Origin of the sequence: Flavobacterium sp. W1B (assembly GCF_047344965.1) — a bacterium.
Classification (GTDB): domain Bacteria; phylum Bacteroidota; class Bacteroidia; order Flavobacteriales; family Flavobacteriaceae; genus Flavobacterium.
Window position 1 is genome coordinate 2,184,832 of sequence record NZ_CP178845.1, and the last position, 26,569, is coordinate 2,211,400.

Consider the following 26,569-nt stretch of genomic DNA (forward strand, 5'->3'; position numbering starts at 1 on the left):
CGTTTGTAAAGGCAACAAAAAGAATAGTATAAAATGGGTAGAAATAACGAAAGAAATATCAAGAAACATAACGACAAGTTGCATAAAGCCCAAGATAAAGTAAAACAGGCTCAAATTCTTCGCAAGGAAAAATTAAAACAAATTACAAAAAAGTTTAATGAGAATAAAACTTCAGAAGAAATTTAATTTATAAAGAATATGGAAGACAATAAATACAATGGTTTAAAAGCTAATGTTCAGGAAATAATAGACTTAATAGCTAATAAAAATGCGAAGGAAGCTAATAATAAATTAGTTGAAGTTAGTGCGGAATTAGACGACTTGCTAGACTTTTCTGAAGATGACGAAGACTTAGTTGAAATTAGCAAATACCAAGTTTTATTAAACCAATTACATCAAAAAATAATTGCACTTGACGGTCAATTATAATTATTATATAAAATGATAAAATGCTATTGTGGTTCACAACTCGATTTTGAAATTTGTTGTCAGCCTTATATTAATGGGATTAAAAAGGCTCCAACGGCGGAGGCTTTGATGCGTTCTCGTTATTCCGCTTTTGCCACTCATAAAGCGGATTATTTAATAGAAACCACGCACTTTTCAACCCGTAAGCACCATATAAAGGAGGATATCCTAGAATGGGCTGTAAGTAATCAATGGATTAAATTATTGGTAATGAAAGCTACCATAAATTCCGTAACATTTAAAGCTTTTTATATCGATAGCGAATTACAGTCTCAAATACATCAGGAGCATTCTATCTTTAAACTTGAAGATGGAAGTTGGTATTATGTTGACGGAACTTTTCATTAAAAAACAGCTGAGTTTTATTGAATCTTATTTGTTTTTGTGAGAAAAGTTCTTTTTTTAATTTTTTTAGGATAGTTTTCACATCTTTTTTAACGCTATTTTTTTCTTTCTTGATGTTATATATGGTGTAATTTATATTACCTTTCAACGTTGACCGTCTATGCAGTCAATGCAAAAGACATGAAAAATAGCTTTGAAGCTTTAATTGCTTCATATATTGAAAATAAAGTAGGGATATCTGAAAATTTTCTAAGTGATGATTTGGCTAATAACTTAAAGCAAAATTTATTTGCTCTACAACAAAGAAGTTTATTAGTTGATGCAGGAATAGGCAACTCAGAAACTATTTCTTATGATAGTGCTGTAAGAAGCGATTCTATTTATTGGTTGGATAAAAAAAATAACAATCCATTCGAGAATGAATTTTTTATCCAGATTGAAGCTTTTATAAGCTATTTAAATCAAAGTTGTTATGCCGGTATAACTGGTTATGAGTTTCATTATTCTTTGTATGAAAAAGGCGATTTTTATCTAAAACATTTAGATCAATTCAAAAATAATTCCAGCCGAAAATATTCCATGATCAGTTATTTGAACAGCAATTGGCAACCTAGTGATGGAGGAGAGTTATTAATACATCAATTAAATAACAACCAAAAAATTGCTCCCACTCAAGGGAAAACTGTTTTTTTTAAAAGCAACGAGTTGGTACATGAGGTTTTGGTAACTCAAAATACCAGAATGAGTATTACAGGCTGGTTAAAAAGCGATTAAGACTTGTAATAAATTCAAAAAAATCTCAATTATTTTTTCTAATTTCTCTAACAATTTTTTGAGTTCTTCGGTCGGCATACATCCTATTCAATGAGGTAAAAGCCCAAATAAAAGCAGGAATCCATCCGATAATTGTTATTTGTAAAAACAAACAAATAATTCCGGATAGAATTTTTCCTTGTAAAAGCAAGGACAACCAAGGCAAAAAAAAGGCAATTAGGTATCTCATTTTTTTAGTTTCGTATTTTTAACGAATCAGATATTAGTGAATTCTCTCTAATTCTAAGTTTAATTGATTGCTTTCCTCTTCCAGTTTTTCAATTTCATTTTTCAAGGTTTGAATATGATTCTGGATCAAATTTATTTCTTCATTTCTTTCATCGGGAGTTCTAAAAAATTTGAAACCTGAAACGTCAATTAATTTGTCTTTTAAGATTTCGAAATTGTAGTAATCATCAGCAAGTGTTTTTTTGATTTCCGAAAGTCTGCTTGTAATGGTTTCCTTTCTCTCCCTTGTAATCCTTTCTGCCTCTATTCGCTCTTGTTCTGCAAGTTGTTGTTTTTGCTCTTCAATTTCTTTTTGCTGCAGCAGGTATTGTTGGTTGTCTTTTTCAGTTACGCTGTTTTTTTGTTCTAAATCGGCTCTTCTGTTTTCTTGGGCAACATTAAAAATTAATGTTCCAATGATTAAAACAAATAATCCGCTAGCTAAGAAAAAGTAGCTTTTTTTGATTCCTAAAACAGTGTGATTTTTGACTTCTTTTGGCGCCTTTGGTTCCGGAGAAACTATTTTGATAGGAGGAGGGACAATCATTAGAATGCTTTTTAATTCTGTTACTTCTCCCGCATTTTTCCAATCTTCCATGCCTTGACACCAAACAGGAGTTGTATGGGTAATTTTTTTGTTTTTTAATTCCTCCAGTCCAAATGGACCACTACTTTCATTTCCGTTGTGTATGTAATAGGTATTCATTTTTAGCATTGAGGCTTTTTTACTTTTTTGTTACTCTTTTATGTTTCAAAAGTACAAAAACAAATCATTTTTTTATCTACTGTTTTAAGGTTCAAATTTCAAGAACTTGATTGACATTAAGATTTAAAAAAAATGTAAATTTTACATTTTTCCGTAAACGTTTACGATAAATCTTCCGTTTAAAAACAGCAAAGGATCTATTTGACTTTGAAGAATAATTCCCGAGTACGCGTTTTCGAGCAATAATTGTGCCGCTTGTGCTAAAGGTGCCGCTGTTGTAGTTTGAATGGCTCTCAATTGATTTTTTCCCACTTTTTGAGGTAATATGCGTTTGGCAATTTCGCGTCGGCGTAAAATACCATCTGCGTCTTTGCCTTCTACTGCGGCATATAAAACAATTTGATCGTCTTCGATATGCGGAACAACAGCTTCCATTTTTTGTTGTAGCTGATTAATGGTATCATTCGAGTTTTCAATATTAGAGAGTTGCTTTTCAACCCAAGCATAATGCCCCGGAAAACGCAAGGTTTTGTAGTCCAGTGAACGGACTTTTCCAGACAAAGCATCCGGTAAATCAGCTGCGCCACCTGAAGTAAGATCTTCTTCGTAGGTAAAACCATCAATGATAATTGTAGCTCTTTCGGATAAAGACGGAAGCGTAGTTTTTATATAATCCCTAAGGACAATAGTATCTTTTAGGTACTCGGTGGCAACGCCCACGGGACTCCAAGTAAAACCATAATAATGCGGCGCAATAGCATGCTTGGTAAGTGCACCAACTTTTAATTCGAGCTTATCGACTTTATTGACTTTAAAATCAGTGCAAAATTGTTGAAAAAGACCGTTGCCAAGCAAGTCGATGTAGCCAGGAGCAAGACCGGTTTGAAGTATAAAAGCTGTTTTAGCATCTTTTGCCAATGCTATTATTTTTTCTGTTTCGGAGACGTATTCGGTAAGGTTTGCGTAATGGAGTTTGTAGTCTTTGGCAAACTGAGCTATCCTTGGCGCTTGGCTACCCGGCAAGCAGTCAAGAATGATATCTCCTTGATGTAAGAGGGTTTCCATTTCATCTGTTAGACCATTTTCAGGCAGATGATATGGTTTGACGGAGCAGGGTTTTGTTGTTCCTTCTTCAACCCATTGAGCTACTTTTTGGGCTTTAGCAAGACTCCGGTCACCAATAAAAATACTGGGAGTTACCTCGCTCCATTCGGTCAGTAACATAGCAACTGCTTCGGCAATACCGCCGGCTCCGGCAATAATAATATTGAAATGCTTTTTCATAACTTAAAGTTACGCTTTTTTCTCGGAATACTATTTAAGATAATTGGAGCCTTTTTCTTTAGTAAAATCAAGCATTTATTTTCTGTCTTATAATTATGCGAAATTGCAATTGTACGCTTAAAATATAAAACCGGAAAACTAAAAAAGAGTTCCTTGCACAAAAGTTGGACTCGGATTATTCTTAAATTCAAAGGTATCCGTTATCTTAAATTGCTTTTTGTTTGGATCAAAACAGCGTAGCGAAACGCTATTACAAAGGAAATTGATGTCTACCTCAGTAAACAAACGATAGGCTGCTGAAATTTCATCTGGTTTTAGTTGGCGTCCAATGGATAGATGTGGTTCGTTATTTTTGAACAATGTTTTAACGCGAAGTAATTGATGTATTTGTTTAATGATTTTCTTCAGTTCATTTTTAGAATTTTCGTCTGGCGCAATGAAGAAAGCACCGTTAGGATAGGTATCAAAACTATTTAAATGTACCGTTGCAGGCTCTAAGGTGTCGCAAATTGCTGTCAACTGTTTCTTGATACTTTCAATCTCGATCTCGGTTGTCATAAACTCATTAATGGTAATATGAGCCAAAGAATTTTTAGAGTGAAACCAACCTATTTCCTCCGCTAATTGCTCTTTCATCAACTTAACTAAGACAATAATGGTATCCGGTGGACTGATTACTATAGAATAACGGTTTTGCATATTTTATGATTAATTTCCTTTTAATCGTTTGAAAATCTTTTTTAGCAATAGTTTGCCGTCTCGTTTTTCTTTGGTTACTTCAACCGCTTTTAATCCGGAATTGGTTGGGATAAATTGATAACTGAAAGCAAACTGAGGCTGTTTTGGATTATCGTTTAATAGACCGAAACGCAAATCGTTGAAGTATAAGTTTTCCTTTTGTTTCGAAATAATGTACCATCCTTCGCTCACTTTCTTCAACTTTTCAAAATCGGAGTTTCCTTTTAGTTTTGACTCCAAATTAATGTTTTTTGCATAAGCTTTAAATGAAATGGGTTGACTGTCAAAAAGGGAATAATCTCCCAGCAAATAATTCTCAGTAGTTGAAACGTTCGCATTCCATAAAATCAGATTGAAAGCCGTTGGTTTTACAATAATTTCAGAATAATTGATTCCCTGTTTTGTTAGTGCTTTTTCAAATTGATTCAAAGCGTATAATTTTATAAAACAGGACAAAAGCAGATAGGCACTACTTATGAGCAAGCCTCTGATTATATATTTTTTTCGAAGCACTACTTCCTTTGTTCTCCAAACCATTAGCAATGCAATAAGTAAGGGAATAGTGTATAAAGGATCAATTACGAATATGGTTTTTAATGCAAAACGATGACTAAGCGGCCATAAAATTTGTGTGCCCCAAGAAGTAAACATATCGAGTAATACATGAGTAAATAAGCACCAAAAGACCATAGATGTCGCTCCGAGAAAGTTGATGTTTTTCTTTTCAATTTTTGAAATTAGCCAACCTAAAAAAGGGGATAGAAATAAGAAAAGCAGTAACGAATGACTGATTCCGCGATGAATTAAAACCCCATCAACTGGATTTAAGAATAAACCGATTAAAATATCTAAATCAGGAATTGTCCCTAAAATTGCACCGTATAAAAAGCTTTTGTTTTTAAGTTTCTTGCCGGCACATACTTCGGCAACGGCAATTCCTAAAGCAATTTGTGTTAATGAATCCATTTATAATTTTATTTCAGTACCCTTTTTTTGAATTTTGATGTACAGTTGGGTACAAATCTAAAGAAAATATAACAGACAAAATTTTAGGTGTTTTTAAAACAATTTTAATAAGTAAAGAATCCTTATCAATTAAATGATAGATTAGAATTTAATTCTTTCACAAAAGAAAACATATAATTCAAGACAAAGGATAAAACTTGTTTTTTTACGGTAATGATTTTTGATTAAAAGAATCGCATTTTGTGCTAGTTTTTTGTAAATTTAATACGTTTTTATCCAAAAAAATGACATTGCAAATAAGTAAAGTGTGTTTTTATTAGTTGATGTGTTGCCTTTTTTATAAATGTTAGGTTTTCATAAATCAAAGAAGAGTCGCAATCAAAATCTACTGAACATTAAAAAAAAAATAAAGCTAATGAAACCAAGTCAAGCTTAAATGTTTCCAAGCAAGAATACACAAATATTAAAAGAGAAACAGACAAGTTTAACTGTTTTACTCTCACTAGTAGTAAAAAATCTCTTTTAGCATAGCAGTTATAAGAGGATTTTGAGATACTGATTCTGTTTAAAGACAAGGATAAAATCTAATTTATATCACGCAAGAAAAATTTATGATGCAGAATTAACTGTTCTTGATTGCCTTTATGTAAAATAATATTTTGCTAAACATGGAAGAGAAATCGGATATTGAAAATTGTTTTTGGAATATAAGCCCAGAAGTCGCTTTTCATAAATTAGCGTCTATTCCGGAAGGACTCAGTGATTTGGAAGCAACCAAGAGATTGACCGAATATGGACCGAATACATTGAAGGATAATTCTCATTCCTCTATGCTTATTTTATTTTTTTCACAATTTAAAAGTCCTATTACATTGCTGCTCATTGTTGCTGCTTTATTATCTGCTAGTTTAGGAGATTTCTCAGATGCCACAATTATTCTCTGTATAATATTGCTAAGCAGTTTTCTAGGTTTCTGGCAGGAAAAAGGAGCTTTAAATTCGGTAAAAGAATTACTTAAGATGGTGAGGTTAAAATGTCTGGTAATCAGAAATAAAAAACCTAAAGAAATATCCTTTGAAGAAGTTGTTCCAGGTGATGTAGTTGTTCTCTCTGCAGGAGATATTATTCCGGGTGATTGTCTTATTTTGGAATCAAAGGAATTGTTTGTTGATGAGGCCGCTTTTACGGGGGAAACTTTTCCTGTAGAAAAGAATGCGGGTGTATTAGCCAGAGATACAGTACTATCAAAGAGGAGTAATATGTTGTTAATGGGATCAAGTGTCATAAGTGGGAAAGCTACTGCATTAGTAACAACAACAGGCAAACAGACAGAATTTGGAAAAATATCGGCCAGTTTGCAGTCAAAAGCACCAGAAACAGATTTTGAGGCAGGGATACGTAAATTTGGTTACATGCTGATGGAAGTTACACTGATTCTTGTGATTATCATTTTTGCTATAAATGTATCGCTACACAAACCTATTCTTGATTCTTTTCTGTTTTCGCTTGCTCTAGCGGTAGGACTGACACCCCAGTTACTCCCAGCTATTATTAGTGTCAACCTTGCTACAGGAGCAAAATTGATGGCTAAACAACAGGTCATAGTAAAACGACTTTCCTCGATTGAAAATATTGGCAGTATGAATATTCTCTGTTCGGATAAGACAGGTACAATCACAGAAGGGAAAGTAAACTTGAAAGACACGCTGGATATTTATGGAAACCATAATGAGAAAGTATTGCGCTATGCATGGCTAAATGCATCGATGCAGCAGGGATTTAAGAACCCAATTGATGCCGCAATCAGTCTAGCTTATAATGAGCCGTCAAATATTTTTGAAGTACAATCTGAGATTCCCTATGATTTTATCCGAAAACGACTAACGATAATTGTTAGTACAGAAAATAGGAGTATGGCTATTAGCAAAGGCGCTTTGAACTCTATACTGTCTATATGTAGTCATGCGGAAATTTCAGAAGGAAAACTTTCGGACATATCTGATTCAGAGTCAGAAATAGTGGAACAATACAAACAGTTGAGTGAAGCTGGACTTAGGACTCTTGGAATTGCCTATAAACCCGTTGAGAATGCTGGAAATTTCACAAGAGTTGATGAATCCAATATGATTTTTCTAGGATTTATTACCTTATTTGATCCTCCGAAAAAAAATATAGAAGCAGTAATCCTTAAGTTGGAAAAATTAGGGGTGAAGCTGAAAATTATTACAGGAGACAATGCTCTTGTTGCAAAAAGTCTTGCCTTGAAGCTAGGTATGCAAGATCCAAAAGTGCTTATCGGCACAGAATTGCATAAAATGACTAAGGCGGCATTGACATACCAAGCAATACAGACAGATATTTTTGCTGAGGTTGAGCCAAATCAGAAAGAATATATAATCAGAACGTTAAAGAATGCTGGGAATGTAGTTGGATTCATGGGTGATGGTATAAATGATGCTCCGGCATTGCATGGCGCTGATGTAGGTATTTCTGTTGACACGGCAGTTGATGTTGCAAAAGAAGCGGCCGATATTGTATTGCTGAGTCAAGATCTGGATGTTTTGGCAAATGGTATCGTTGAAGGGCGAAAAACATTCACCAACACGATGAAATATATTTTTATGGCAACAAGTGCCAACTTTGGTAATATGTTCAGTATGGCGGGAGCTTCATTATTTCTGCCGTTTTTACCGCTATTACCCAAACAGATCCTACTGACCAATTTACTGACCGATTTTCCAGAAATGACAATAGCCACTGATAAAGTTGACGCACTTAATATAGAATCGCCACAGCGGTGGAATCTCTCCTTTATTAGAAGATTTATGATCGTTTTCGGCTTACTAAGTTCAGTATTTGATTTTCTGATGTTTGGTATTCTTCTATTTGTTTTTCATGCCAACGAAAAAGAATTCCAAACAGCATGGTTTATTGAGTCGGTAATTTCTGCAACACTGATAGTGCTTGTTGTACGTACTAGGCTTCCATTTTTCAAAAGTTTGCCGGGTAATTATCTATCAATTGCAACAGGGACAATAGTGCTTTTTGTTCTGTTGTTGCCACTTACGCCAATATCTGTATGGTTTGGATTTGTAAAACTGCCTTTTAAATTATACATCTGGATGGTTTTGCTGGTTATGGTATATATTCTGCTTGCTGAAATTATAAAACATAGGTTCTATAAAATACTTCTTAAGAAAAAAGAGGAAAATAAAAACTAAGCAATTAGAAATATAATATCGTGAGGATAGCATTCAAGGAACTAATTGTTTAGCTTTTTTCGAAAGTAAATCCCTGATTTATAGATGATAAGAACCTATGAAAGTCATGTTTGCTACTAAAATAATTTGTATATTTGAGATGCTTATTTGTTCAGAATTAGTTGATTATCAGTAATATATAAAACCCCATTTTTTAAAGCCAAATCTTTATTGTACGCTCAGAATACTATTATTCTTATCTAAGACTCAGGTTGCAATTTATTTTTTAATTTAAATTAAATACAGGTATGAAGTCATTTATGATAAATACTTTGATGGCGGTTTTGATTATTCATACAACGTATATTCAGGCACAAAATATTGATTTGGATCGATTACCCGAGCTATGGGATCTGGAGCAATGTATTGCTTATTCGAAGCAACAAAACATTCAAATTAATACATTAAGGTTAACAAGAAAATCGACTGAACAAGATTTGTTGTTGTCAAAGGCGGCTAAATATCCCAATTTTTCAGGAAATGCTACCCAAACATATACTAATACTAGAAATGCAGATTTAACAGTTGGAGGTTTTCAAACTCAATCTAGTTTAGCCGGAAATTATTCATTAGGATCGGCTATGGTTTTATATAACGGCGGATTTTTAAATAATGATGTAAAACAAAAAAAAATACTAACAGAATCTGCCGAGTATAATGCCCAAGCAGCAGAGAATGATATTACAATACAAATTACCCAAGCTTATTTGACGATTTTATTAGCAAAAGAAAACACTGTGTATTTGAATGAAATTGTAGAAACATCTACAGCACAGCTCAAACTGGGAGAACTAAAATACAATGCAGGAAGTATTGCCCAAAAAGAGTTTGTTTTATTAAAAGCCCAATTGGCTACAGATAATTACAATTTGATTACTTCTCAAAACAATGAACGCCAAAATATATTGATACTAAAACAGTTATTGCAGCTTCCCTCAGGTTATACATTAAATATTAAGACGCCAAATTCCTTGATTACTACTTTGCCGGTGATTGTATTAGAAGAAGCTCAGAGAATCGCATTAGAACAAAGACCGGAAATCAAAAGTAGTATATTAGAAAAAGAAGCTGCCGAATTGGAATTATTAAAGTTTAAAGCAGGGTTTAAACCTACACTTAATGCGAGCGGCTCTTTGGTATCTGGATATTCTAATAGTCAGAAAACGAATTATATTACACAGTTAGATAATAATTTTTATCAGCGTCTAGGTCTTTCGTTATTCATTCCCATATTTAATAATCGGACGGCAAAAACTGCTGTCGAAAAATCAAAGATTGCAATTGATCAATCCAAATTAAATTTAACAAATACGCAAACAATACTTTCCCAAAGAGTAGAACAGGCTTATATAAATGTGCTCAATGCGCAATCTCAGTATACTGCAGCCGAAGAACAATTAGAAGCCAATAAAGAGAATTACCGCATTACCAACGAACAATTAAGATTGGGCGGAATTAGTACGGTAGATTATCTTTTGCAAAAGAATCTATACGTACAGGCTTTTCAAAATTTTATACAAGCCAGATTTAATGCTGTGGTGAGTTTAAAAATATATGATTTCTATAAAGGTGATCCTATCAAACTTTAAATATATAAAAATGAAAAAAAGGAAATTAATAATCATTATCTGCGTCGGATTATTACTTATAGGCTGTATAGGGTATTTTATTTTTCATAAAGATGAAAATACGGTTGAACTAATTACTGAAAAACCTCATTATGGAGATATAGCAACGAGCGTGACTGCAACCGGAAAAATTCAACCTGTAGATACCGTAGCCGTAGGAACTCAGGTGTCGGGAACGATACAAAAGGTATTTGTTGATTTTAATTCAGTGGTCAAGAAAGGGCAGTTACTGGCTCAAATTGATCAATCGTTATTTATTGCACAAGTACAACAGGTTGCATCCAATTTGCAACTGGCAAAAAGCAATCTTAATTACCAACAATCTAATTATAACAGACAAACCCAATTATACAATGCCGGAGGAATCAGTAAAGCCGATTTTGAAATAGCCAAAAATCAGTATGAAGTTGCAAAAGACAATGTAAATAGTGTAGCTGCACAATTAAGATCAGTACAAAAAAACCTTTCATTCACAGAAATTTTCTCGCCAATTGATGGTACAGTTTTATCCAGAAAAGTAAGTGAAGGACAAACGGTAGCGGCAAGTTTAAATACGCCTACATTATTTAGTATTGCCAAAGATTTGACTAAAATGCAGGTTCGAGCATCGGTAGATGAAGCCGATGTTGGAAACGTAAAAGTTGGGGAAAGTGCTAGTTTTACAGTTGATGCTTTTCCTGATGATGTTTTTAAGGGAACTGTAATTGAAGTGCGCTTGCAACCCGCCATTTCGGCAAACGTAGTTACTTATACTACTATTATTAACGCTTCTAATGATGATTTGAAGTTAAAACCAGGAATGACAGCCAATATCGTTATTTATACCAATGAAGTAAAAAAAGCATTGCTTATTTCTGTAAAAGCTATGGCTTTTCAGCCGGATTCTACCTTAGGAAAGCAGTTTAAGGTAAAGAAAGTATCCTTAGAAAATAATAAAGAGAACAAAAGAAATCAAAAAAGAGCTAAAGGACAATCGGATGTAAATACAGCGACTATTTCTCATAAAGGAGCTATGGTATGGAAAAAAGTTGGAGATTCATTGATTCCTCAAAAAATAGAAATAGGGCTGGATGATGACATTAATGTGCAGATAGTAAAAGGGATAACGGAAAATGATGAAATTGTTACCGGGATAAATATAGGGAAGCAATCTAAAAGTTCGAAGGCAACGGATCAAAGTCCATTCATGCCAAAACGCGGTGGTGGTAATTCTAGATCGGGACGAAGACAATAGCATTTTTGGGTGCAAAATAAATTGTGATGGGAAAAAAAATTCTGGAAATAAAAGAGCTAAAAAGAGAGTTCATAATGGGATCCGAAATAGTAAGAGCCTTAAATGGGATTTCCTTTGATGTAACCGAAGGGGAGTTTTTGACCATTATGGGAAGTAGTGGTTCTGGAAAAACGACTTTGCTTAATATTTTGGGATGTTTGGATAAACCTTCTGATGGGGATTATTTATTAGATGAGGTTAATATGAAATCATTATCTAAAAATGAATTGGCGGCATTAAGAAATACTAAAATAGGTTTCATTTTTCAATCCTATAATCTATTGGCGCGGACATCTGCAATTGAGAATGTTGAGTTGCCTTTATTATATAATTCAAAAATACCAACGAAAGAGAGAAGAGAAAGGGCGATTAAAGCTTTAGAAGCCGTAAAACTAGCTGACCGCATGGATCATTTTCCTAATCAGCTTTCTGGAGGACAACAACAAAGAGTTGCCATCGCAAGGGCTTTAGTAAATGACCCAGTCATGATTCTAGCAGACGAAGCTACGGGTAATTTGGATAGTAGGACTTCCTATGAAATTATGGCTTTAATTCAAGAATTGAATGAGCAGAAAAAAACAATAATTTTTGTAACCCATGAACCGGATATTGCTGCATTTAGCAGTAGAACAATCACTCTTCGGGACGGGAAAATCATAAAAGATTTTAACAACCAAAACATAAAATCGGCCAAACAAATGTTAGCGGATTTTCATATAGATGACGATTATAAACATGAAAATAACTAATCTTTTTTTAATAGCTCTAAAGGCTTTACGACGCAATAAACTTCGTGCATTATTGACGATGCTAGGTATTATTATTGGTGTGGCAGCTGTTATTGCAATGGTAGCTATAGGACAAGGTTCTAAGAAAAGTATTCAAGATCAATTATCGAGTATGGGTTCGAATATGATTACGATTCGTCCCAATAGTAATGTTGCTGCAGGAGCGCGTTTGGATTTTTCCAGTGTACAAACCCTAACGCTTGCCGATGTCGAACTATTAAAAAAGGAGTCAAAATATTTAAATGCGATATCTCCGGCGGTATCAAGTAGAGGACAAGCTATCAATGGTTCGCTTAACTGGCCTACTTCTATGCAAGGAGTAGATATTGATTATCTAAAAATTAGAAATTGGCAATTAAAAGACGGAGCAGTTTTTAGAGAATCAGATATACATAGTGCAAATAAAGTTTGCTTGATTGGCCAAACGGTTGCAGATAATATTTTTCCGTATGGAGCAGATCCAATAGGGCAGATTATTCGGTTTAACAAAATTCCTTTTAGAATTATTGGAGTATTAGAATCTAAAGGAGAAAATGCATTTGGACAGGATCAAGATGATATTATTATTTCACCCTATAGCACTGTGCAAAAAAGGATTACAAATTCAATCTATTTGCAAAATATCTATGCCTCAACAGCTGATGAAAGTCAAACACAACTAGCAACGGATGAAATTGAGCAAATTATGCGTGCTGCACATAAATTAAAAACCAAAGATGAAGATGATTTTTCAGTTCGAACTCAAGCAGAATTAATCAATACCTATAGTTCTACAAGCCAATTATTAACGGTATTACTAACCGCAATTGCTGGGATCTCACTTTTGATTGGAGGAATTGGAATTATGAATATAATGTATGTTTCGGTTACAGAACGAACCAAAGAAATAGGATTGCGAATGTCTATTGGAGCAACCGGAAAAGATATTTTGTTACAATTCTTGGTTGAAGCGATATTAATTAGTCTAACAGGAGGTTTAATTGGAATTGGCTTAGGAGTTGTTGCTTCAGAGTTAATTCAATCCTTGTTGCATTGGCCAACATTGATTTCGGAATCTTCGGTAATCTTTTCATTTTTAGTGTGTGCCATTACGGGTATATTTTTTGGATATTATCCGGCATTGAAAGCATCAAGATTAGATCCAATTGAAGCTTTGCATTTTGAATAATAATGAGCTGAACAGCTAATGAAGTTCAAACCAGCTATGGTTGAACGATAATAAAATGGAAACCAATTGAATTGTATCTCAATGAATTTAATGACCAATTTATTTAGAAAAACGCGGTTTAACTAAGGCCGTACCTTATTGGTTATATATTCATTTGCGTTCTTGTAAATATATACTATACCAAACACTGAAATTGACATAATAAGCACTTGCCAATAAAAATAGTTATAAGATAATTTGTGCAAAGCCATAGGTAAGATTGCCATAGCATATGCAGGAGGCAATTTAAATTTAAATAGCTTTAGTATAAATGTTACTGCAACGATATCAATTAAAGCAACAATTACTAAATTATCAACAAAATAAAAAGTCTGAGTTCCTACAAATGCAGCCAAAAATAGGCATATTACTTGTTTGCGAAGCATCGAAAAATGATATGATTCTTTGTGTACAGACTCATAGCCTACAACAATTACTGGAGGTATAGCGGCCATAAACATCCATCCTATTTGTGAACAAATGATTATCCATATAGATATAAATACAACGTAAATTACACTATCCTTAGGTTGCTGCAATCTTGGCTGCAAATTTTCATTTTTTGAAGTGTCAATAAATTTTAAACTGATTGACAAAAGAAAACTAAGTACTAAAATTGAGAGAATAAATGCGAATGAGCTACAATTTGTTATAATAGGCAGCAATCCAGTAGCCAGTGCCGGAGCTAAATGACTCTTAAAAAGACGAAGTACAACTAGCATTAGAGGCAAAACCAGAATAAGTTTTTCTGTCAAACTGATATCTAATTTATTAATTAAAAACCCCAGTATGGCAGTGATAGAAGGTAAAAGAAATATATGAAGAGGTTTGGATAACCAAACTGGATTTTGATATATTAAGCAACCTATTGCCAATGCTGCCATTTCTGGCAGAATTATTTCTTTATCTTTGAAAATCAGAGAAGCAACAACCATTAGAATGATAATTGCATAGCCCCAAAATACCTTAAAAGATATTTTATCCATAATACAATAAAATTTGAAATCGCAAATTTAGTGTTTCATTTTATTGTAATAACAGTTTTGGCTTTTTTTTGGCTTTATTAAATTTTCAAATAGGATTTTGGATATTCTACTTTTAGTTTTTTTATGGTAGAAAAGGTTATAATACCGATTCCTAAAAACAACATTAATGCAATCAGAAAAAGTTGTTCATTCGCAAATGGAATCATGGTGTAGCTAAAGAAGGTTGTACCTTGAATGGCTAAGACAATTTCGTTTAAGAAAACGCCAACAGTAAAAATAAGTAAGCCGAATTTTATTCTTTTTGTCATTATAAAAAAGGGACTTACATAAATATAAAAAAGCAGGAATAAAGAGAATACAGCTAATAAAACCAAATGCAAATAAGCGATAACTATTGGTCTAAAACCAAATGCTAATTTGTTCAAAGAAGGATAGGTCGATCCCAGTTGTAGCAAAAATTTAATGCTCAAAGCTAAGCCGACAAAAAGCAAAATGTATTTAAGAATCGAGATCTGTTTTTTTAGAAAAGCTGTTGTGTTTTTTGAAATTATAAAAAAGAATTTAAACCAAGTATAAACCTGAATCGTGGCCGAAAAAACGGTAATAATGTACACCCAAAGTGGAAAGTTTAGCCAAATGATTGACAGAAAATAGGCCGGAATACAGGCTAATGCAAACAACTTAAATGTAGTTTCATAGAATGGATGGTCTTCTTTTTTGAGATTCATAAATGAAAAAAATAAACCCATGGCAGCAAAGAAAAACCAGCCATTGTATTGAAAATGCAGATAGAAATTAATAGCGGCCAAATGTAGATCTTGGGATGTGTTTTTTGTCACCATCATGTAAGCCAAATAAAAAGTCCCAAAAGAAGATAAAACGTTAAATAGAATTGCTGCTTTAAACCAGTTTTTGGACAGCAAATTATTATCAACTTGTATTAAATCCTTAAAATACTGATAGCCAAAATAACAAGAAACTACGATAGAAGCCGTTGAAAAAAAGATAGAAAAGGCTCCATATCCCTGAATAATAAAGGAAATAAGCATGCCATAGGAACAAACTAAATTTGCGATAATTGTTTTTGTATATTGATTTCCGGTAAAATCCACGATTTTTGTTTGAAGAAAGTAAACCATCAGTACCATTAAGGTATGAGTAATCCATCCAGCGAAGGCAAAATGAGAATGAGAATGTTGAAGATTTCTTTGGTTTAAATAAGGAAATTCAAATCCCATTTTGTAACGCATTATAACACCCAAAAAAGCTACAATACAAAGATTTAGCAATGAGAATTTGATCCAAAATTTAGAGTTAAAAGTCATTTTATAAATATTTTGTGTTGTATGATAGTATCATCTTGGATTCATTTATTTACTATAACAAACTTAGAAATTTGCAATTGCAATTAATATGATATAAATCATGGAAATTCGCATTTGACATTTGTATATTTGTGTTGTGAAAAAAATAGCATTTATATTGACATTATTCATACTTCTGAAACCAGTATTTCCGGTAGTAGAATATGTTGTTAATTACGATTACATATCAAAAGTGCTTTGCGTCAACAAGGAAAAACCAAAGCTTCATTGTGATGGGAAATGCTATTTGATGAAAGAATTGGTCAAAGCCTCAGACGCAACAAATTCTTTACCATCAAATAAGAAAAGCACAACTCCTGTGTTGGAAATATTGTTTTTTCAGGAAATCAATTCATTAGCTATTCAACCTATTTGTTTTGTCAAAAAACAAAAGATAAACGATGACTATTCAAAGCAATACTCTTATTTGAATGGGAATTCTGTTTTTCGTCCGCCTACCATTTTTTCTTAATTTTTCAAGTTTAAAATCCCTTTTTTTTCGATAAAAACCTATCGATTGGGATTCTATTGTCCAAATTTTAAAATTAACAAAATGAAATATTTAAGAATAATAACACTAGTTTTTTTATCCGTTTTTGCATCCTGTTCATCAGATAATGAAGTTCCCACCGTTCATGAATTAGACGGTTTGACCAAAATACAAGAAATTACAAATGATACCCATACTATAGAATTGTATTCTGCAACAGGAGTTTTGCAACAAGGACATAATGCTATTTCACTTCGCATTAAAAATAAATCCACTAATGAATACATAAAAAATGCAGCAATCACTTGGGCTCCTATGATGCATATGACTTCAATGCAACATGCTTGTCCGAATTCTTCCATTGAGAAAACAACCGGAAAAGAAAGTCTATACAATGGCTATATTATTTTTCAAATGGCCGAAAATGCTACTGAATATTGGACTCTAAGCCTGAATTACACTATTGACGGCGTAGATTACTCTGCAAGCAATCGAATTAGTGTTCCGGCTTCGGCTAAAAATAGAGTGACTTCTTTTACGGGAACTGATGGCAAGAAATATCTTTTAGCTTTAATTGATCCTATTTCACCAAAAGTGGCACAAAACGATATAACTGTTGGCGTTTTTAGAATGGAAAGTATGATGTTGTTTTCTGTTGTTGATAATTTTAAAGTGAAAATTGATCCAAGAATGCCAAGTATGGGAAATCACGGATCGCCTAATAATACCGATTTGGTACAATCGGTTTCCGATAAATTCTACCACGGAAAATTATCATTAACCATGACAGGATATTGGAAAATTAATCTGCAACTTTTGAATGATTCAAACGAGGTTTTGAAAGGGGAAACAATTACAGATGTAGTTCCTGCAAGCAGTATTTATTTCGAAATAGAATTCTAATTCCATTTTGTTTTTAATTGAAAAAGGTCAAAAAAGTAATCTGTTTTTTTGACCTTTTAAAACCAATTTATATGAAATAAGCATAACGGGATTCAATGCATACAGCAATGAAGACCTGATGCGAATTTCATATTCCAACAAAAATAATATTAGCTACATATGAAAAATATTTTTTTCCTGCTGCTTATTTCCTTTCTGAGCTCCACAATGCTTTTTGCCCAAGAGCAGTCCAAGGATTCTCTTGAACCAAAAGCGTTGGGCGAAGTGATTGTTATTGGAAAAAAAGCGCAATTATACCAAAAGCAGTCTAAATCTTTGGCTTCAATAGAGGAATATTTACAGCAATCCGGCAAAGTAGAAATGATTAAAAGAGGCGCATATGCCTGGGAACCTATTATCAACAGTATGGCTACCGAAAGAACTTTGATTACCATTGATGGCATGCGCATTTTTGGAGCATGTACCGATAAAATGGATCCAATTACTTCTTATGTTGAGGTTTCAAATCTATCGGAAGCAACTATTGTATCGGGACAGCAAGGAGGGAATCATGGAGCCACTATAGGCGGAGCTGTTGATTTAAAAAGAAATCGAAGTGGATTTACAGCTTTAGGCTGGGATACTTCAATAAATACCGGCTTTGAAACCAATGGCAAACAAAAAATTGTAGGAACATCGATAAATTATGGAGGAAGTTCCTTTTATTTAGATACCGATTTTATGTATCGAAATGCCGAAAATTATACTGCTGGAAACAAGCAGGTGGTTTTGTTTTCTCAGTTTAAAAAAATCAATATTTCGGCTACTTCGGGTTTTAAGTTTGATGAAAATAAACTCATTGAAGCTTCACTAATCTATGACAAAGCTACTGATGTGGGGTATCCGGCGCTTCCTATGGATGTTTCTTTGGCCAAAGCGGTAATCACTTCGTTGAAATTTGAATATATTCCAACAGATTCAAGCATAAAAAACTGGGAGACTAAAATGTATTACAACACTATAACTCATAGAATGGATGATACAAAACGTCCTTTTGTGCCCATTCATATGGATATGCCGGGATGGAGTGATACTTATGGTTTTTATTCCAAAGCAAAAGGAGTTTTTAAAAACCACCATTTTATGGCTGATTTGAGTTCTTTTTACAACCGCTCCATTGCCGAAATGACGATGTATCCAACAGATCCTAATGAGAATTTAATGTTTATGTTTACCTGGCCTGATGTGAGAACCTTATACAATGGATTGTTTGTTGAGGATAATATTGTCTTGAACTGTCATTCTAGTTTGAAATTTACCGCGAGTATAGCCAATCACTTTAACAAAGTGGCGAATCAATTGGGATTAGAAAGTTTACAGATCTTTTACCCCAATATGGAAGATAGTAAAAACAGATTGTTGAAAAGCATTTCTTCTAATTATATTGGTAGCCAAAACGGCGTTGAATATGGATTTGGTGTAGCTTATGGCGAAAGAGCGCCATCGGTTTCAGAAGGCTATGGGTTTTATTTATTCAATAGTTTTGACCGCTACGATTATATAGGGAATCCAGAATTGGAAAAAGAAAAATCAGCGGAAGGGAACCTTTTTTTTGGATATGCTACCAAAAAAAGCAGTGCCAGAATTTCGGCTTCTTATTTTCATATTTTTAATTATATCGTTGGTAAACCCGATGCCACTTTAATTCCGATGACCATCGGTGGGAGTGGGGTGAAAATTTACACGGCACTTGATTATGCTACTATTTTTAACACCGATTTAAACTTGGAATACCAAATTGACAGTCATTTTAAATGGAAAGGGCAATTGGTTTACAGCTACGGCGAAGACAATAAAAAGGAGAATCTGCCTTTTATAAGTCCGTTGCGCTATTCAGCGGCTTTGAATTATAAAAAAAATAAATTCTCATCGGAAATTTCGGTACAGGGAAATGCTGTTCAATCCCAATACAGCCCTTTATATGGCGAAGACCGCACTGCTGATTACGCCATTTTAAATCTGTCATCGAGCTATTCTTTTGCTATAGACAACAGCAAATGGAATCTAAGAACGGGGATTGAAAATGTTTTAGATCGCTATTATTCCACTTTTTCAGATTGGAATAACATTCCCAGAAAAGGGAGAAATTTTTTCTTGAATGTTACTTTTAGTTACTAAACTTTCATAAAACCACCACGATTATCAGTTCTTTCGATGGAATGCAGTACGATTAAATACCCAATGCTAATCATGTTTTGCAATTCATACAAACCGGTCTCTACTTGGTGGTTTTTGATTTTTTCTTTTAATTCTTCTTTCCATTGTAGCAGTTGTTCTTTGGCTTGAAGCAGATTATTGTTATTGCGGACAATTCCTGCGTTTTGTCGCATCAAAAGTTGTAATTCCGATTTCATTTGGGCAATATAAGCCGAATTGATTTCAGTATTTTCCACTGTTACCCAAGCTGCAACAGTAAAATTTAAATCTTTTTTCTCAAAAGCGTTATTCGCTAAATAATTATAAATTTTGTCCGAATAAACCAAGGCTTCCAATAAGGAGTTCGAGGCTAATCGATTTGCGCCATGCAAACCTGTTCGGGAACATTCGCCACAGGCAAATAAATTTTCAATAGAGGTTCTTCCGTTTTTGTCCACCACAATGCCACCGCAAAGGTAGTGCTGAGCAGGAACTACAGGAATCCAATCTTTGGCGATGTCTATGCCAAGGCTTTTGCAACGCTTATAAATCATTGGAAAATGCTTCATAAAGGCCTTCATATCCAAATGAGTGCAATCTAAATAAACGCATTGCTCAGTTGATTTTTTAAGTTCCAAATCAATACTTTGGGAAACAATATCACGAGAGGCCAATTCTTCTCTGGGGTCATAATCCAGCATAAACCGATGTCCGTTTTTGGTACGCAAATAGGCACCAAAACCTCGAACAGCCTCGGAAATCAAAAATGCGGAACCGGATGATTTATCGTAAAGCGCCGTGGGATGAAATTGGATAAATTCCATATCCTTGATTATTGCATTGGCACGACTTGCCATGGCGATACCGTCACCAGTTGCTATTGTAGGATTGGTTGTGTGTCCGTAAAGATGTCCAATTCCGCCGGATGCCAATACAGTGTGGTTTGATTGGAAAGTGATAATCTTCTTTGTTTTTTGATCTAAAGCATAAGCGCCATGGCAGCGATTGTTTTTGGTAATTAAATCAAGCGCAAAATGATGATCCAAAACACTAATATTTTTCTTTTGGTAAACTTGTTCCAGTATGGCACGCTCGATTTCAAATCCGGTTTGGTCTTTATGATGTACCACTCTGTTTTGGGAATGTCCGCCTTCTTTGCCTAAATCAAAGTTTCCTTTGGCATTTTTGTCAAATTTTGCGCCCCAGCTAATTAGTTCTTTTAGTCGTTTTGGGCCTTCGGTGACCACCATTTTTACTACATCGGCATTACAGAGCCCATCACCACAAATCAGAGTGTCCTGAATGTGTTTTTGATAAGAATCTTCTGTTTTATTAGTGACAATTGCAATTCCGCCTTGAGCGTATTTAGTGTTTGATTCGTCAGCCGTTGCCTTAGTGAGAATGGTGATTTTTTGATCAGGGAATCGATCTGCCATTTTTATGGCAAAAGTCAATCCCGCTACTCCAGAACCAATAATTAAGTAATTTGTAGTCATCATTATTTTGATAGTTCTAGCATGCGGTCAATGGGAAGTAAGGCTTTTTTTCTTAGATCTTCTGGAATATTAATCTGGGGAGTTTCATCAAGCAAACAATCATAGACTTTTTGCAAAGTATTCATCTTCATGTAACCACATTCGCTGCAAGCACAGCTATTGTTGTCTTGGGCTGGTGCCGGAATTAATATTTTATGGGGAACTTCTTGCTGCATTTTATGCAGAATCCCTGCTTCGGTGGCGACAATAAATTTATTGTTGGCATTTATTTTTACATAATCAATCATGCCCGCAGTCGAACCGATATAACTTGCCGTTTTCAAAATGTGTGTTTCTGATTCAGGATGTGCAATGATGCTGGCGTCGGGATGCAGTTTGTGAACTTCTATCAATTTGTCTAATGAAAAAGCTTCATGAACCACACAAGAGCCGTCCCATAGTAACATGTCACGGCCTGTTTTTTCAATAATATATTTGCCTAAGTTTCTGTCTGGCGCAAAAATAATTGGAGTTTGTTTTGGTACTGATTCTACAATTTTTACTGCATTGGATGAGGTGCAAACAATATCGCTCATTGCTTTAATTTCGGCAGAGCAGTTCACATAGGTAATAACAATATGATCTGGATGCTGATCAATGAATGTTTTGAACAAATCTGGAGGACAGGATTCGGCCAAGGAGCAGCCCGCTTTTAAATCAGGGAGAATAACTTTTTTAGTCGGGTTTAGTATTTTGGCAGTTTCAGCCATGAAATGGACTCCTGCAAAAAGAATAATATCCGAATCCACTTTCATAGCTTCTTGAGATAATCCCAAGCTGTCTCCCACATAATCTGCAATATCCTGAATATCGGATTCTTGATAATAGTGCGCCAGAATAACCGCGTTTTTTTCTTTTTTTAGTTTTACTATTCTCTCTTTAAGATTTTCCATTTCTGATTTTAAATTCTTTATTAGCTGTTATTCTTTTAAATTAAAAACAGTTTAAGTTGCTTATAATCAAAATAGTATTGCTTTTAAAATGCTGATGCATAAAAGCCGAAACAGCACCTGATTTATTTATCGCTATCTAACTTTTTTTGTTGTAAAATTAAACCTAAAGGGAAGTACTTAGTATGATAATTATCAGGTTTGTAGAGATTATTTTGCCGAAATTTATATTTTTTTTGGATAAATAAGCTCCATGAATAAACTAAAAACATAAAAGATTATCTTCTAGAAGTTGTTAAATCTTATTTGGGATTGAAGTGAAAACTGCAAAAGGAAAATAAAAGAGTTTAAAAGCGAAAATTCTTAAAGATATTTACTCAGATTGAAAACTTTAAGTCAATTTTCAATCTGAGTAATAAATTTAAAACTAATATCTTAGAAAAGTATCACCGGATTTAATGCCCAGCGCGAGTTCCTCAAGGGTTGTATTTTCTAGCATTGCTGCAAGACCGTTTCGTATTTCTTTGAATTTATCATGAACAGGACAAGGATGCTCTTCAAAACAATGGTTTAAACCGAGACCGCAACCGGTAAAAACGCGATCACCATCTATTGCTGTTACAATTTGAGCCAGTTTAATCTGGTTTATTTTGTCTCTCGGGATTTCAAATCCGCCACCAACTCCTTTAATGGAGTGGATAATGTTATTTTTGGAAAGTATTTGCAAAATTTTGGCAGTGAAAGCTTCGGGTGAATCAATCTTTTTGGCAATGTCTTTTAATCCGACTCTATTGTTTTGAAATGATTCCGATGCTATAAAAATAGTGGCACGAATGCCATATTCACAGGTTTTAGAAAACATAGTTGTTTTTTTTACAAATTTAGATAAATAAGTTCTTATTCCTTGTTGGATATGGGTATTGTTCTAAATTAAAATTTAAATAAAAAAAGAAAAAATCTAATGGCATTTTAAATCCCTCCAAAACGGATGAAAGAACCAAAAATGAGCATCAATACACTAATTATTGTGACTGATATTATATGAAAAGCCATTTCAGGCAATTTCTTTGGATTGTCTTTAAGTTTGGGTAACACCCGAAATTGGGCGCTCAATGCAAAGAGAACTATCAGCAATAATAAAAGTAATTTGGTAGAAACCACTCTCTCTAGCGGATTGTCAAAATGAAACCAATATTGAATGCTAATGCCATATTTATAAGCCATTATTACACCGGTAACAACCAGTAAAACCAAGGCTGTCATTCCTATAGGTTCATATTTTTTTTCATAGTTTAAAATAATACTTTGATTTTTCTCCTTGAGGGCTTGAGGCAAATGGCCCAGAGCAAGAACTAAATGGCCGCCGACCCAGACTGTGGCACTCAAAAGATGGATAATTAATAACAAATGATGGTTCATGTCAATTTTAATTTATTTTAGGACTATTTCTTGGCAATATTTTTCTTGAATCAAGCTCTTATTTGCACCTTAATCCCTGATGTAGAAAGCTTTTTATCATCTAATTCCCGATAGGAATAGTTTAATTTCTCTAGCGTAATAACATTGTTTACAAAATATTGTATGTAATAAATCCCGCTGTACTGTTTCTTTTCTAAATAAGCAATCATTGTTCGGAGTTGCTTTTCGGATATTAAATCAGAATGCACTGTGGTGCGAACTTCAAAAGGAATTCCGCTTTCAATTAATAAATCTAAGGATTTTTCAAACGGCAGAAAAAGTGCAGACTGAGTTATTTTTTCAAAGTCAGCAGGCATCGCTTTAAAATCCAAAGCCAGATAATCAATTAAATTATTTTCAAGCAATAGCCGTAAGATTTCCGGTCGGGAGCCATTGGTGTCAATTTTGACCAGAAAACCCATTTTTTTGACTTCATTAATCAAAGAAATAATGTTGCAGTGCAATAAACTTTCGCCTCCGCTAAAAACCACGGCATCCAGCAGATTTTTGCGCGAGTGGAGAAAAGAAATCACTTCAGCAATGGAAATACTCCCTTTTCCCAGTACAATTTCGGGATTATAACAATATAAGCAACGCATATTACAGCCTGCAAACCAAAGAATACAGGCTGATTTATGAGGGTAATCTAAAAGTGTAAATGGGGTTATATTGTAAATTGGTTTAGCTACACTTTCCTTCATGAAAATGGGTTCGTTGTTTGTGTTCTCCTTTTTTGCCTATGTTAAAACTTTCTACGGGTCTGTGATAACCCATTACACGGGTGTAGACCAGACATTTGGTGCGCAATTCTTGATTTTGATTTAAAATCTGATTGGTTGTTAGTTTCATATTTTATAGTTTTTTAATTATGAATTGTGTCAAATTAATCGCAAAGATCAATGTAACTAATTGGTATCGTACAGTTAGTGTTTTTAAATCTCAATAAATTTTGCTTTCTCCTGAATTATAATTTCATCACATTTTGGACAATATTCATGCTCGCCATTTAAATAGCCATGCAATGGACAAACACTAAATACAGGCGTTACGGTAATATAAGGCAATTTGAAATTAGTCAATACTTTTTTGACAAATTGCTTGCAGGCTTCCGGCGAACTGATTTTTTCGCTCATGTATAAATGGAGTACAGTTCCTCCGGTATATTTGCATTGTAATTCATCCTGTAAAAACAAAGCTTCAAATGGGTCTTCGGTATAATCTACAGGAATCTGGGAACTGTTTGTATAATAAATGTTTTCTTCTTGTCCGGCTTGGATGATATTGGGAAAACGTTTTTTATCTTCTTTGGCAAAACGGTAAGTAGTTCCCTCAGCCGGCGTGGCTTCGAGATTGTATAGATTTCCGGTTGCTGACTGGAATTCTTTCATTCGGCTGCGAATGTGTTTCAATACTTCAGCGGCAAATTCGATTCCCGTAGCAGAAGTAATTGTATCCTGATTTTCGGTAAAATTGGCAATCATTTCATTCATTCCGTTGACACCAATAGTGGAAAAATGGTTTCTGAAATGTTGCAAATATCTTTTGGTGTAGGGATACAAACCACGATCGTACATCTCCTGGATGAATACTCTTTTCTTTTCCAAAGTCGATTTAGAAATAAGCAATAATTTGTCCAGTTGAGTGTAAAACTCTTTTTTGTTTCCTTTGAAAATATAGCCTAAACGCGCCATGTTTATGGTAACTACACCAATGCTTCCCGTCATCTCAGCACTGCCAAAAAGACCATTGCCCCGTTTTAAAAGTTCACGTAAATCAAGTTGTAAGCGGCAACACATAGAGCGAACGGCATTGGGCTTATAGGCATTTGGATTTTCAACCTTAGAGCCATTTTCATCCAAAGTGTATTGGCTTCCGATGAAATTCTGGAAATAAGAGGAACCAATTTTGGCTGTATTTTCGAAAAGCAAGTCGGTGTTTTCTCCGTCCCAATCAAATTCTTCGGTGATATTTACCGTTGGAATAGGGAAGGTAAAAGGCTGTCCATTAGCATCGCCTTCGGTCATCACTGTGTAATAGGCTTTGTTGATAAGGTTCATTTCTTCCTGAAAATGCGCATATCGCAAGTCAGTGACTTTTTCCACACCGCGCTCTTTGGCACGTACCAAAAGAGAATAACTGGAATTATTTTCAAAAAAATGCAAATCGTTTTTTGTCGGAATCTGTTCTTTCAGATCATCGGGAACAATCCAATCTAGAGTGATATTCGTAAAAGGGGATTGTCCCCAGCGTGCCGGGACATTCAAATTGTAGACAAAACTGCGAACCGCTTTCAGCACTTCATCAAAAGTGAGATTATCAGCAAAAACATAGGGAGCCAAATAGGTGTCAAAGGAACTGAAAGCTTGGGCACCAGCCCATTCGCTTTGCAAAATCCCAAGGAAGTTCGCCATTTGTCCTAGCGCTTCCCTAAAATGCGAAGGAGCTTTGCTTTCAACTCGACCACGAACGCCATTAAAGCCATCATTGAGTAAAACGCGCAGACTCCATCCGGCGCAATAACCTGTTAAACAATCCAAATCATGTATGTGGATGTCCCCATTGCGGTGCGCATAGCCTTCCTCTTTGGTATATACTTTATCGAGCCAATAATTGGCAATTATTTTTCCTGCTACATTATTCACTAAACCAGCATTGGAATAGGAGGTATTGGCATTGGCATTGATGCGCCAATCGGTTTGCTCCACATATTCCTGAATGGTTTGCGTGCTATCTACATAGGTGGTGTCTTGATTTAAACCATCAATATGTTCGCGCTGCAACTTACGGCTATGTCGAAATAACATAAAGGAACGCATGACTTCGAAATGGTTTTTTTCGAAAAGTGCCTTTTCAATTAAATCTTGAATTTCCTCGACCGACCAGATTTCTTTGGAGTCTAATAGTTGGATTATATTTTCAAAAACACTTTCATCAAATACTATGTTGACACTTGAAAAGCTTTTTGCTATAGCATCCTTTATTTTAAAAGTTTCAAAGGGTTTGTATTCACCATTTCTTTTGATAACATATTTTTCCATTGATAATTAGTGTTTTTACATTAGTG

At 34.4% G+C, this 26,569-nt stretch carries 26 protein-coding genes; 12 read left to right on the top strand and 14 right to left on the bottom strand.

What is annotated here, in order from left to right:
• Positions 1–33 precede the first annotated feature (33 nt).
• The 4 genes from ACMDB5_RS09455 (at position 34) to ACMDB5_RS09470 (ending at position 1,587) form a co-directional block, all read left to right on the top strand.
• Positions 34–186, top strand: coding sequence for a hypothetical protein (locus ACMDB5_RS09455; RefSeq protein ID WP_413998014.1), 153 nt, complete (start codon positions 34–36; stop codon positions 184–186).
• 12 nt (positions 187–198) lie between these two features.
• Positions 199–429 carry a hypothetical protein gene (locus tag ACMDB5_RS09460; RefSeq protein ID WP_413998015.1) on the top strand — a complete coding sequence of 77 codons (231 nt, stop codon included), beginning with the start codon at positions 199–201 and terminating at the stop codon, positions 427–429.
• A gap of 12 nt (positions 430–441) precedes the next feature.
• Positions 442–816, top strand: a complete 375-nt coding sequence (locus tag ACMDB5_RS09465) for a YchJ family protein (protein ID WP_413998016.1) — start codon at positions 442–444, stop codon at positions 814–816.
• A gap of 177 nt (positions 817–993) precedes the next feature.
• Positions 994–1,587, top strand: a complete 594-nt coding sequence (locus ACMDB5_RS09470; protein WP_413998017.1) for a 2OG-Fe(II) oxygenase — start codon at positions 994–996, stop codon at positions 1,585–1,587.
• 25 nt (positions 1,588–1,612) lie between these two features.
• Here the strand turns inward: ACMDB5_RS09470 and ACMDB5_RS09475 are convergent, their stop codons facing one another.
• The 5 genes from ACMDB5_RS09475 to ACMDB5_RS09495 form a co-directional block, all read right to left on the bottom strand.
• Positions 1,613–1,816 carry a YqaE/Pmp3 family membrane protein gene (locus tag ACMDB5_RS09475; protein WP_413998018.1) on the bottom strand — a complete coding sequence of 68 codons (204 nt, stop codon included), beginning with the start codon at positions 1,814–1,816 and terminating at the stop codon, positions 1,613–1,615.
• 33 nt (positions 1,817–1,849) lie between these two features.
• Positions 1,850–2,560: a GYF domain-containing protein gene (locus tag ACMDB5_RS09480; RefSeq protein ID WP_413998019.1), complete on the bottom strand. Its 711-nt coding sequence runs from the start codon at positions 2,558–2,560 to the stop codon at positions 1,850–1,852.
• A 141-nt stretch (positions 2,561–2,701) separates the two neighbouring features.
• Positions 2,702–3,844 (bottom strand): saccharopine dehydrogenase family protein, encoded by a 1,143-nt coding sequence (locus tag ACMDB5_RS09485; RefSeq protein WP_413998020.1) that lies wholly within the window; start codon positions 3,842–3,844, stop codon positions 2,702–2,704.
• Positions 3,845–3,982: 138 nt separating this feature from the next.
• Positions 3,983–4,543 (bottom strand): 2'-5' RNA ligase family protein, encoded by a 561-nt coding sequence (locus ACMDB5_RS09490; protein WP_413998021.1) that lies wholly within the window; start codon positions 4,541–4,543, stop codon positions 3,983–3,985.
• A 9-nt stretch (positions 4,544–4,552) separates the two neighbouring features.
• Positions 4,553–5,548, bottom strand: coding sequence for a metal-dependent hydrolase (locus ACMDB5_RS09495; protein ID WP_413998022.1), 996 nt, complete (start codon positions 5,546–5,548; stop codon positions 4,553–4,555).
• A gap of 668 nt (positions 5,549–6,216) precedes the next feature.
• Here ACMDB5_RS09495 and mgtA point away from each other — a divergent pair.
• The 5 genes from mgtA to ACMDB5_RS09520 all read left to right on the top strand — a co-directional run bounded on the left by mgtA (position 6,217) and on the right by ACMDB5_RS09520 (position 13,665).
• The gene (gene mgtA, locus ACMDB5_RS09500) at positions 6,217–8,769 is read left to right on the top strand and encodes a magnesium-translocating P-type ATPase (RefSeq protein WP_413998023.1); all 2,553 of its coding nucleotides are present in this window, start codon (positions 6,217–6,219) and stop codon (positions 8,767–8,769) included.
• Between the two features lie 287 nt (positions 8,770–9,056).
• A complete protein-coding gene (locus ACMDB5_RS09505; protein ID WP_413998024.1) occupies positions 9,057–10,397 on the top strand; it encodes a TolC family protein in 1,341 nt (446 codons plus the stop codon).
• 10 nt (positions 10,398–10,407) lie between these two features.
• Positions 10,408–11,670, top strand: coding sequence for an efflux RND transporter periplasmic adaptor subunit (locus tag ACMDB5_RS09510; RefSeq protein ID WP_413998025.1), 1,263 nt, complete (start codon positions 10,408–10,410; stop codon positions 11,668–11,670).
• A gap of 26 nt (positions 11,671–11,696) precedes the next feature.
• Positions 11,697–12,458: an ABC transporter ATP-binding protein gene (locus ACMDB5_RS09515; RefSeq protein ID WP_413998026.1), complete on the top strand. Its 762-nt coding sequence runs from the start codon at positions 11,697–11,699 to the stop codon at positions 12,456–12,458.
• Complete coding sequence (locus ACMDB5_RS09520) at positions 12,445–13,665, top strand: ABC transporter permease (RefSeq protein WP_413998027.1); 1,221 nt, start codon at positions 12,445–12,447, stop codon at positions 13,663–13,665. Before ACMDB5_RS09515 ends, ACMDB5_RS09520 begins: the two co-directional genes overlap by 14 nt.
• Before the next feature lie 122 nt (positions 13,666–13,787).
• Here the strand turns inward: ACMDB5_RS09520 and ACMDB5_RS09525 are convergent, their stop codons facing one another.
• Together ACMDB5_RS09525 and ACMDB5_RS09530 are read right to left on the bottom strand one after the other, a co-directional pair.
• Positions 13,788–14,690 carry an HPP family protein gene (locus ACMDB5_RS09525; protein ID WP_413998028.1) on the bottom strand — a complete coding sequence of 301 codons (903 nt, stop codon included), beginning with the start codon at positions 14,688–14,690 and terminating at the stop codon, positions 13,788–13,790.
• Between the two features lie 77 nt (positions 14,691–14,767).
• The gene (locus ACMDB5_RS09530) at positions 14,768–16,015 is read right to left on the bottom strand and encodes a hypothetical protein (RefSeq protein ID WP_413998029.1); all 1,248 of its coding nucleotides are present in this window, start codon (positions 16,013–16,015) and stop codon (positions 14,768–14,770) included.
• A 157-nt stretch (positions 16,016–16,172) separates the two neighbouring features.
• Here ACMDB5_RS09530 and ACMDB5_RS09535 point away from each other — a divergent pair, with 157 nt between their 5' ends.
• The 3 genes from ACMDB5_RS09535 (at position 16,173) to ACMDB5_RS09545 (ending at position 19,604) form a co-directional block, all read left to right on the top strand.
• Positions 16,173–16,526 (top strand): hypothetical protein, encoded by a 354-nt coding sequence (locus ACMDB5_RS09535; RefSeq protein WP_413998030.1) that lies wholly within the window; start codon positions 16,173–16,175, stop codon positions 16,524–16,526.
• An 81-nt stretch (positions 16,527–16,607) separates the two neighbouring features.
• Positions 16,608–17,447 carry a hypothetical protein gene (locus ACMDB5_RS09540; RefSeq protein WP_413998031.1) on the top strand — a complete coding sequence of 280 codons (840 nt, stop codon included), beginning with the start codon at positions 16,608–16,610 and terminating at the stop codon, positions 17,445–17,447.
• Between the two features lie 159 nt (positions 17,448–17,606).
• Positions 17,607–19,604 (top strand): TonB-dependent receptor plug domain-containing protein, encoded by a 1,998-nt coding sequence (locus ACMDB5_RS09545; protein ID WP_413998032.1) that lies wholly within the window; start codon positions 17,607–17,609, stop codon positions 19,602–19,604.
• On the opposite strand, the gene nadB is transcribed toward ACMDB5_RS09545, so the two are convergent.
• The 7 genes from nadB to ACMDB5_RS09580 form a co-directional block, all read right to left on the bottom strand.
• Positions 19,601–21,121 carry an L-aspartate oxidase gene (nadB, locus tag ACMDB5_RS09550; RefSeq protein ID WP_413998033.1) on the bottom strand — a complete coding sequence of 507 codons (1,521 nt, stop codon included), beginning with the start codon at positions 21,119–21,121 and terminating at the stop codon, positions 19,601–19,603. The genes ACMDB5_RS09545 and nadB overlap by 4 nt on opposite strands.
• Positions 21,121–22,050, bottom strand: coding sequence for a quinolinate synthase NadA (gene nadA, locus ACMDB5_RS09555; RefSeq protein ID WP_413998034.1), 930 nt, complete (start codon positions 22,048–22,050; stop codon positions 21,121–21,123). The genes nadB and nadA overlap by 1 nt, the downstream gene beginning before the upstream one ends.
• A gap of 424 nt (positions 22,051–22,474) precedes the next feature.
• Positions 22,475–22,909, bottom strand: coding sequence for an RrF2 family transcriptional regulator (locus ACMDB5_RS09560; RefSeq protein WP_413998035.1), 435 nt, complete (start codon positions 22,907–22,909; stop codon positions 22,475–22,477).
• Positions 22,910–23,016: 107 nt separating this feature from the next.
• Positions 23,017–23,466: a CopD family protein gene (locus ACMDB5_RS09565; protein ID WP_413998036.1), complete on the bottom strand. Its 450-nt coding sequence runs from the start codon at positions 23,464–23,466 to the stop codon at positions 23,017–23,019.
• A 50-nt stretch (positions 23,467–23,516) separates the two neighbouring features.
• Complete coding sequence (locus ACMDB5_RS09570) at positions 23,517–24,206, bottom strand: anaerobic ribonucleoside-triphosphate reductase activating protein (RefSeq protein WP_413998037.1); 690 nt, start codon at positions 24,204–24,206, stop codon at positions 23,517–23,519.
• On the bottom strand, positions 24,187–24,354 hold the full coding sequence (nrdD, locus tag ACMDB5_RS09575) for an anaerobic ribonucleoside-triphosphate reductase (RefSeq protein ID WP_413998038.1): 168 nt from the start codon (positions 24,352–24,354) through the stop codon (positions 24,187–24,189). Before nrdD ends, ACMDB5_RS09570 begins: the two co-directional genes overlap by 20 nt.
• Before the next feature lie 83 nt (positions 24,355–24,437).
• Positions 24,438–26,543 carry a ribonucleoside triphosphate reductase gene (locus ACMDB5_RS09580; protein ID WP_413998039.1) on the bottom strand — a complete coding sequence of 702 codons (2,106 nt, stop codon included), beginning with the start codon at positions 26,541–26,543 and terminating at the stop codon, positions 24,438–24,440.
• Positions 26,544–26,569 lie beyond the last annotated feature (26 nt).

Bases quoted from the DNA above. Each gene is read 5' to 3' on its own strand.
- ACMDB5_RS09455 (WP_413998014.1), top strand. From the start codon at position 34: ATGGGTAGAAATAACGAAAGAAATATCAAGAAACATAACGACAAGTTG.
- ACMDB5_RS09460 (WP_413998015.1), top strand. From the start codon at position 199: ATGGAAGACAATAAATACAATGGTTTAAAAGCTAATGTTCAGGAAATA.
- ACMDB5_RS09465 (WP_413998016.1), top strand. From the start codon at position 442: ATGATAAAATGCTATTGTGGTTCACAACTCGATTTTGAAATTTGTTGT.
- ACMDB5_RS09470 (WP_413998017.1), top strand. From the start codon at position 994: ATGAAAAATAGCTTTGAAGCTTTAATTGCTTCATATATTGAAAATAAA.
- ACMDB5_RS09475 (WP_413998018.1), bottom strand. From the start codon at position 1,816: ATGAGATACCTAATTGCCTTTTTTTTGCCTTGGTTGTCCTTGCTTTTA.
- ACMDB5_RS09480 (WP_413998019.1), bottom strand. From the start codon at position 2,560: ATGAATACCTATTACATACACAACGGAAATGAAAGTAGTGGTCCATTT.
- ACMDB5_RS09485 (WP_413998020.1), bottom strand. From the start codon at position 3,844: ATGAAAAAGCATTTCAATATTATTATTGCCGGAGCCGGCGGTATTGCC.
- ACMDB5_RS09490 (WP_413998021.1), bottom strand. From the start codon at position 4,543: ATGCAAAACCGTTATTCTATAGTAATCAGTCCACCGGATACCATTATT.
- ACMDB5_RS09495 (WP_413998022.1), bottom strand. From the start codon at position 5,548: ATGGATTCATTAACACAAATTGCTTTAGGAATTGCCGTTGCCGAAGTA.
- mgtA (WP_413998023.1), top strand. From the start codon at position 6,217: ATGGAAGAGAAATCGGATATTGAAAATTGTTTTTGGAATATAAGCCCA.
- ACMDB5_RS09505 (WP_413998024.1), top strand. From the start codon at position 9,057: ATGAAGTCATTTATGATAAATACTTTGATGGCGGTTTTGATTATTCAT.
- ACMDB5_RS09510 (WP_413998025.1), top strand. From the start codon at position 10,408: ATGAAAAAAAGGAAATTAATAATCATTATCTGCGTCGGATTATTACTT.
- ACMDB5_RS09515 (WP_413998026.1), top strand. From the start codon at position 11,697: ATGGGAAAAAAAATTCTGGAAATAAAAGAGCTAAAAAGAGAGTTCATA.
- ACMDB5_RS09520 (WP_413998027.1), top strand. From the start codon at position 12,445: ATGAAAATAACTAATCTTTTTTTAATAGCTCTAAAGGCTTTACGACGC.
- ACMDB5_RS09525 (WP_413998028.1), bottom strand. From the start codon at position 14,690: ATGGATAAAATATCTTTTAAGGTATTTTGGGGCTATGCAATTATCATT.
- ACMDB5_RS09530 (WP_413998029.1), bottom strand. From the start codon at position 16,015: ATGACTTTTAACTCTAAATTTTGGATCAAATTCTCATTGCTAAATCTT.
- ACMDB5_RS09540 (WP_413998031.1), top strand. From the start codon at position 16,608: ATGAAATATTTAAGAATAATAACACTAGTTTTTTTATCCGTTTTTGCA.
- ACMDB5_RS09545 (WP_413998032.1), top strand. From the start codon at position 17,607: ATGAAAAATATTTTTTTCCTGCTGCTTATTTCCTTTCTGAGCTCCACA.
- nadB (WP_413998033.1), bottom strand. From the start codon at position 21,121: ATGATGACTACAAATTACTTAATTATTGGTTCTGGAGTAGCGGGATTG.
- nadA (WP_413998034.1), bottom strand. From the start codon at position 22,050: ATGGAAAATCTTAAAGAGAGAATAGTAAAACTAAAAAAAGAAAAAAAC.
- ACMDB5_RS09560 (WP_413998035.1), bottom strand. From the start codon at position 22,909: ATGTTTTCTAAAACCTGTGAATATGGCATTCGTGCCACTATTTTTATA.
- ACMDB5_RS09565 (WP_413998036.1), bottom strand. From the start codon at position 23,466: ATGAACCATCATTTGTTATTAATTATCCATCTTTTGAGTGCCACAGTC.
- ACMDB5_RS09570 (WP_413998037.1), bottom strand. From the start codon at position 24,206: ATGAAGGAAAGTGTAGCTAAACCAATTTACAATATAACCCCATTTACA.
- nrdD (WP_413998038.1), bottom strand. From the start codon at position 24,354: ATGAAACTAACAACCAATCAGATTTTAAATCAAAATCAAGAATTGCGC.
- ACMDB5_RS09580 (WP_413998039.1), bottom strand. From the start codon at position 26,543: ATGGAAAAATATGTTATCAAAAGAAATGGTGAATACAAACCCTTTGAA.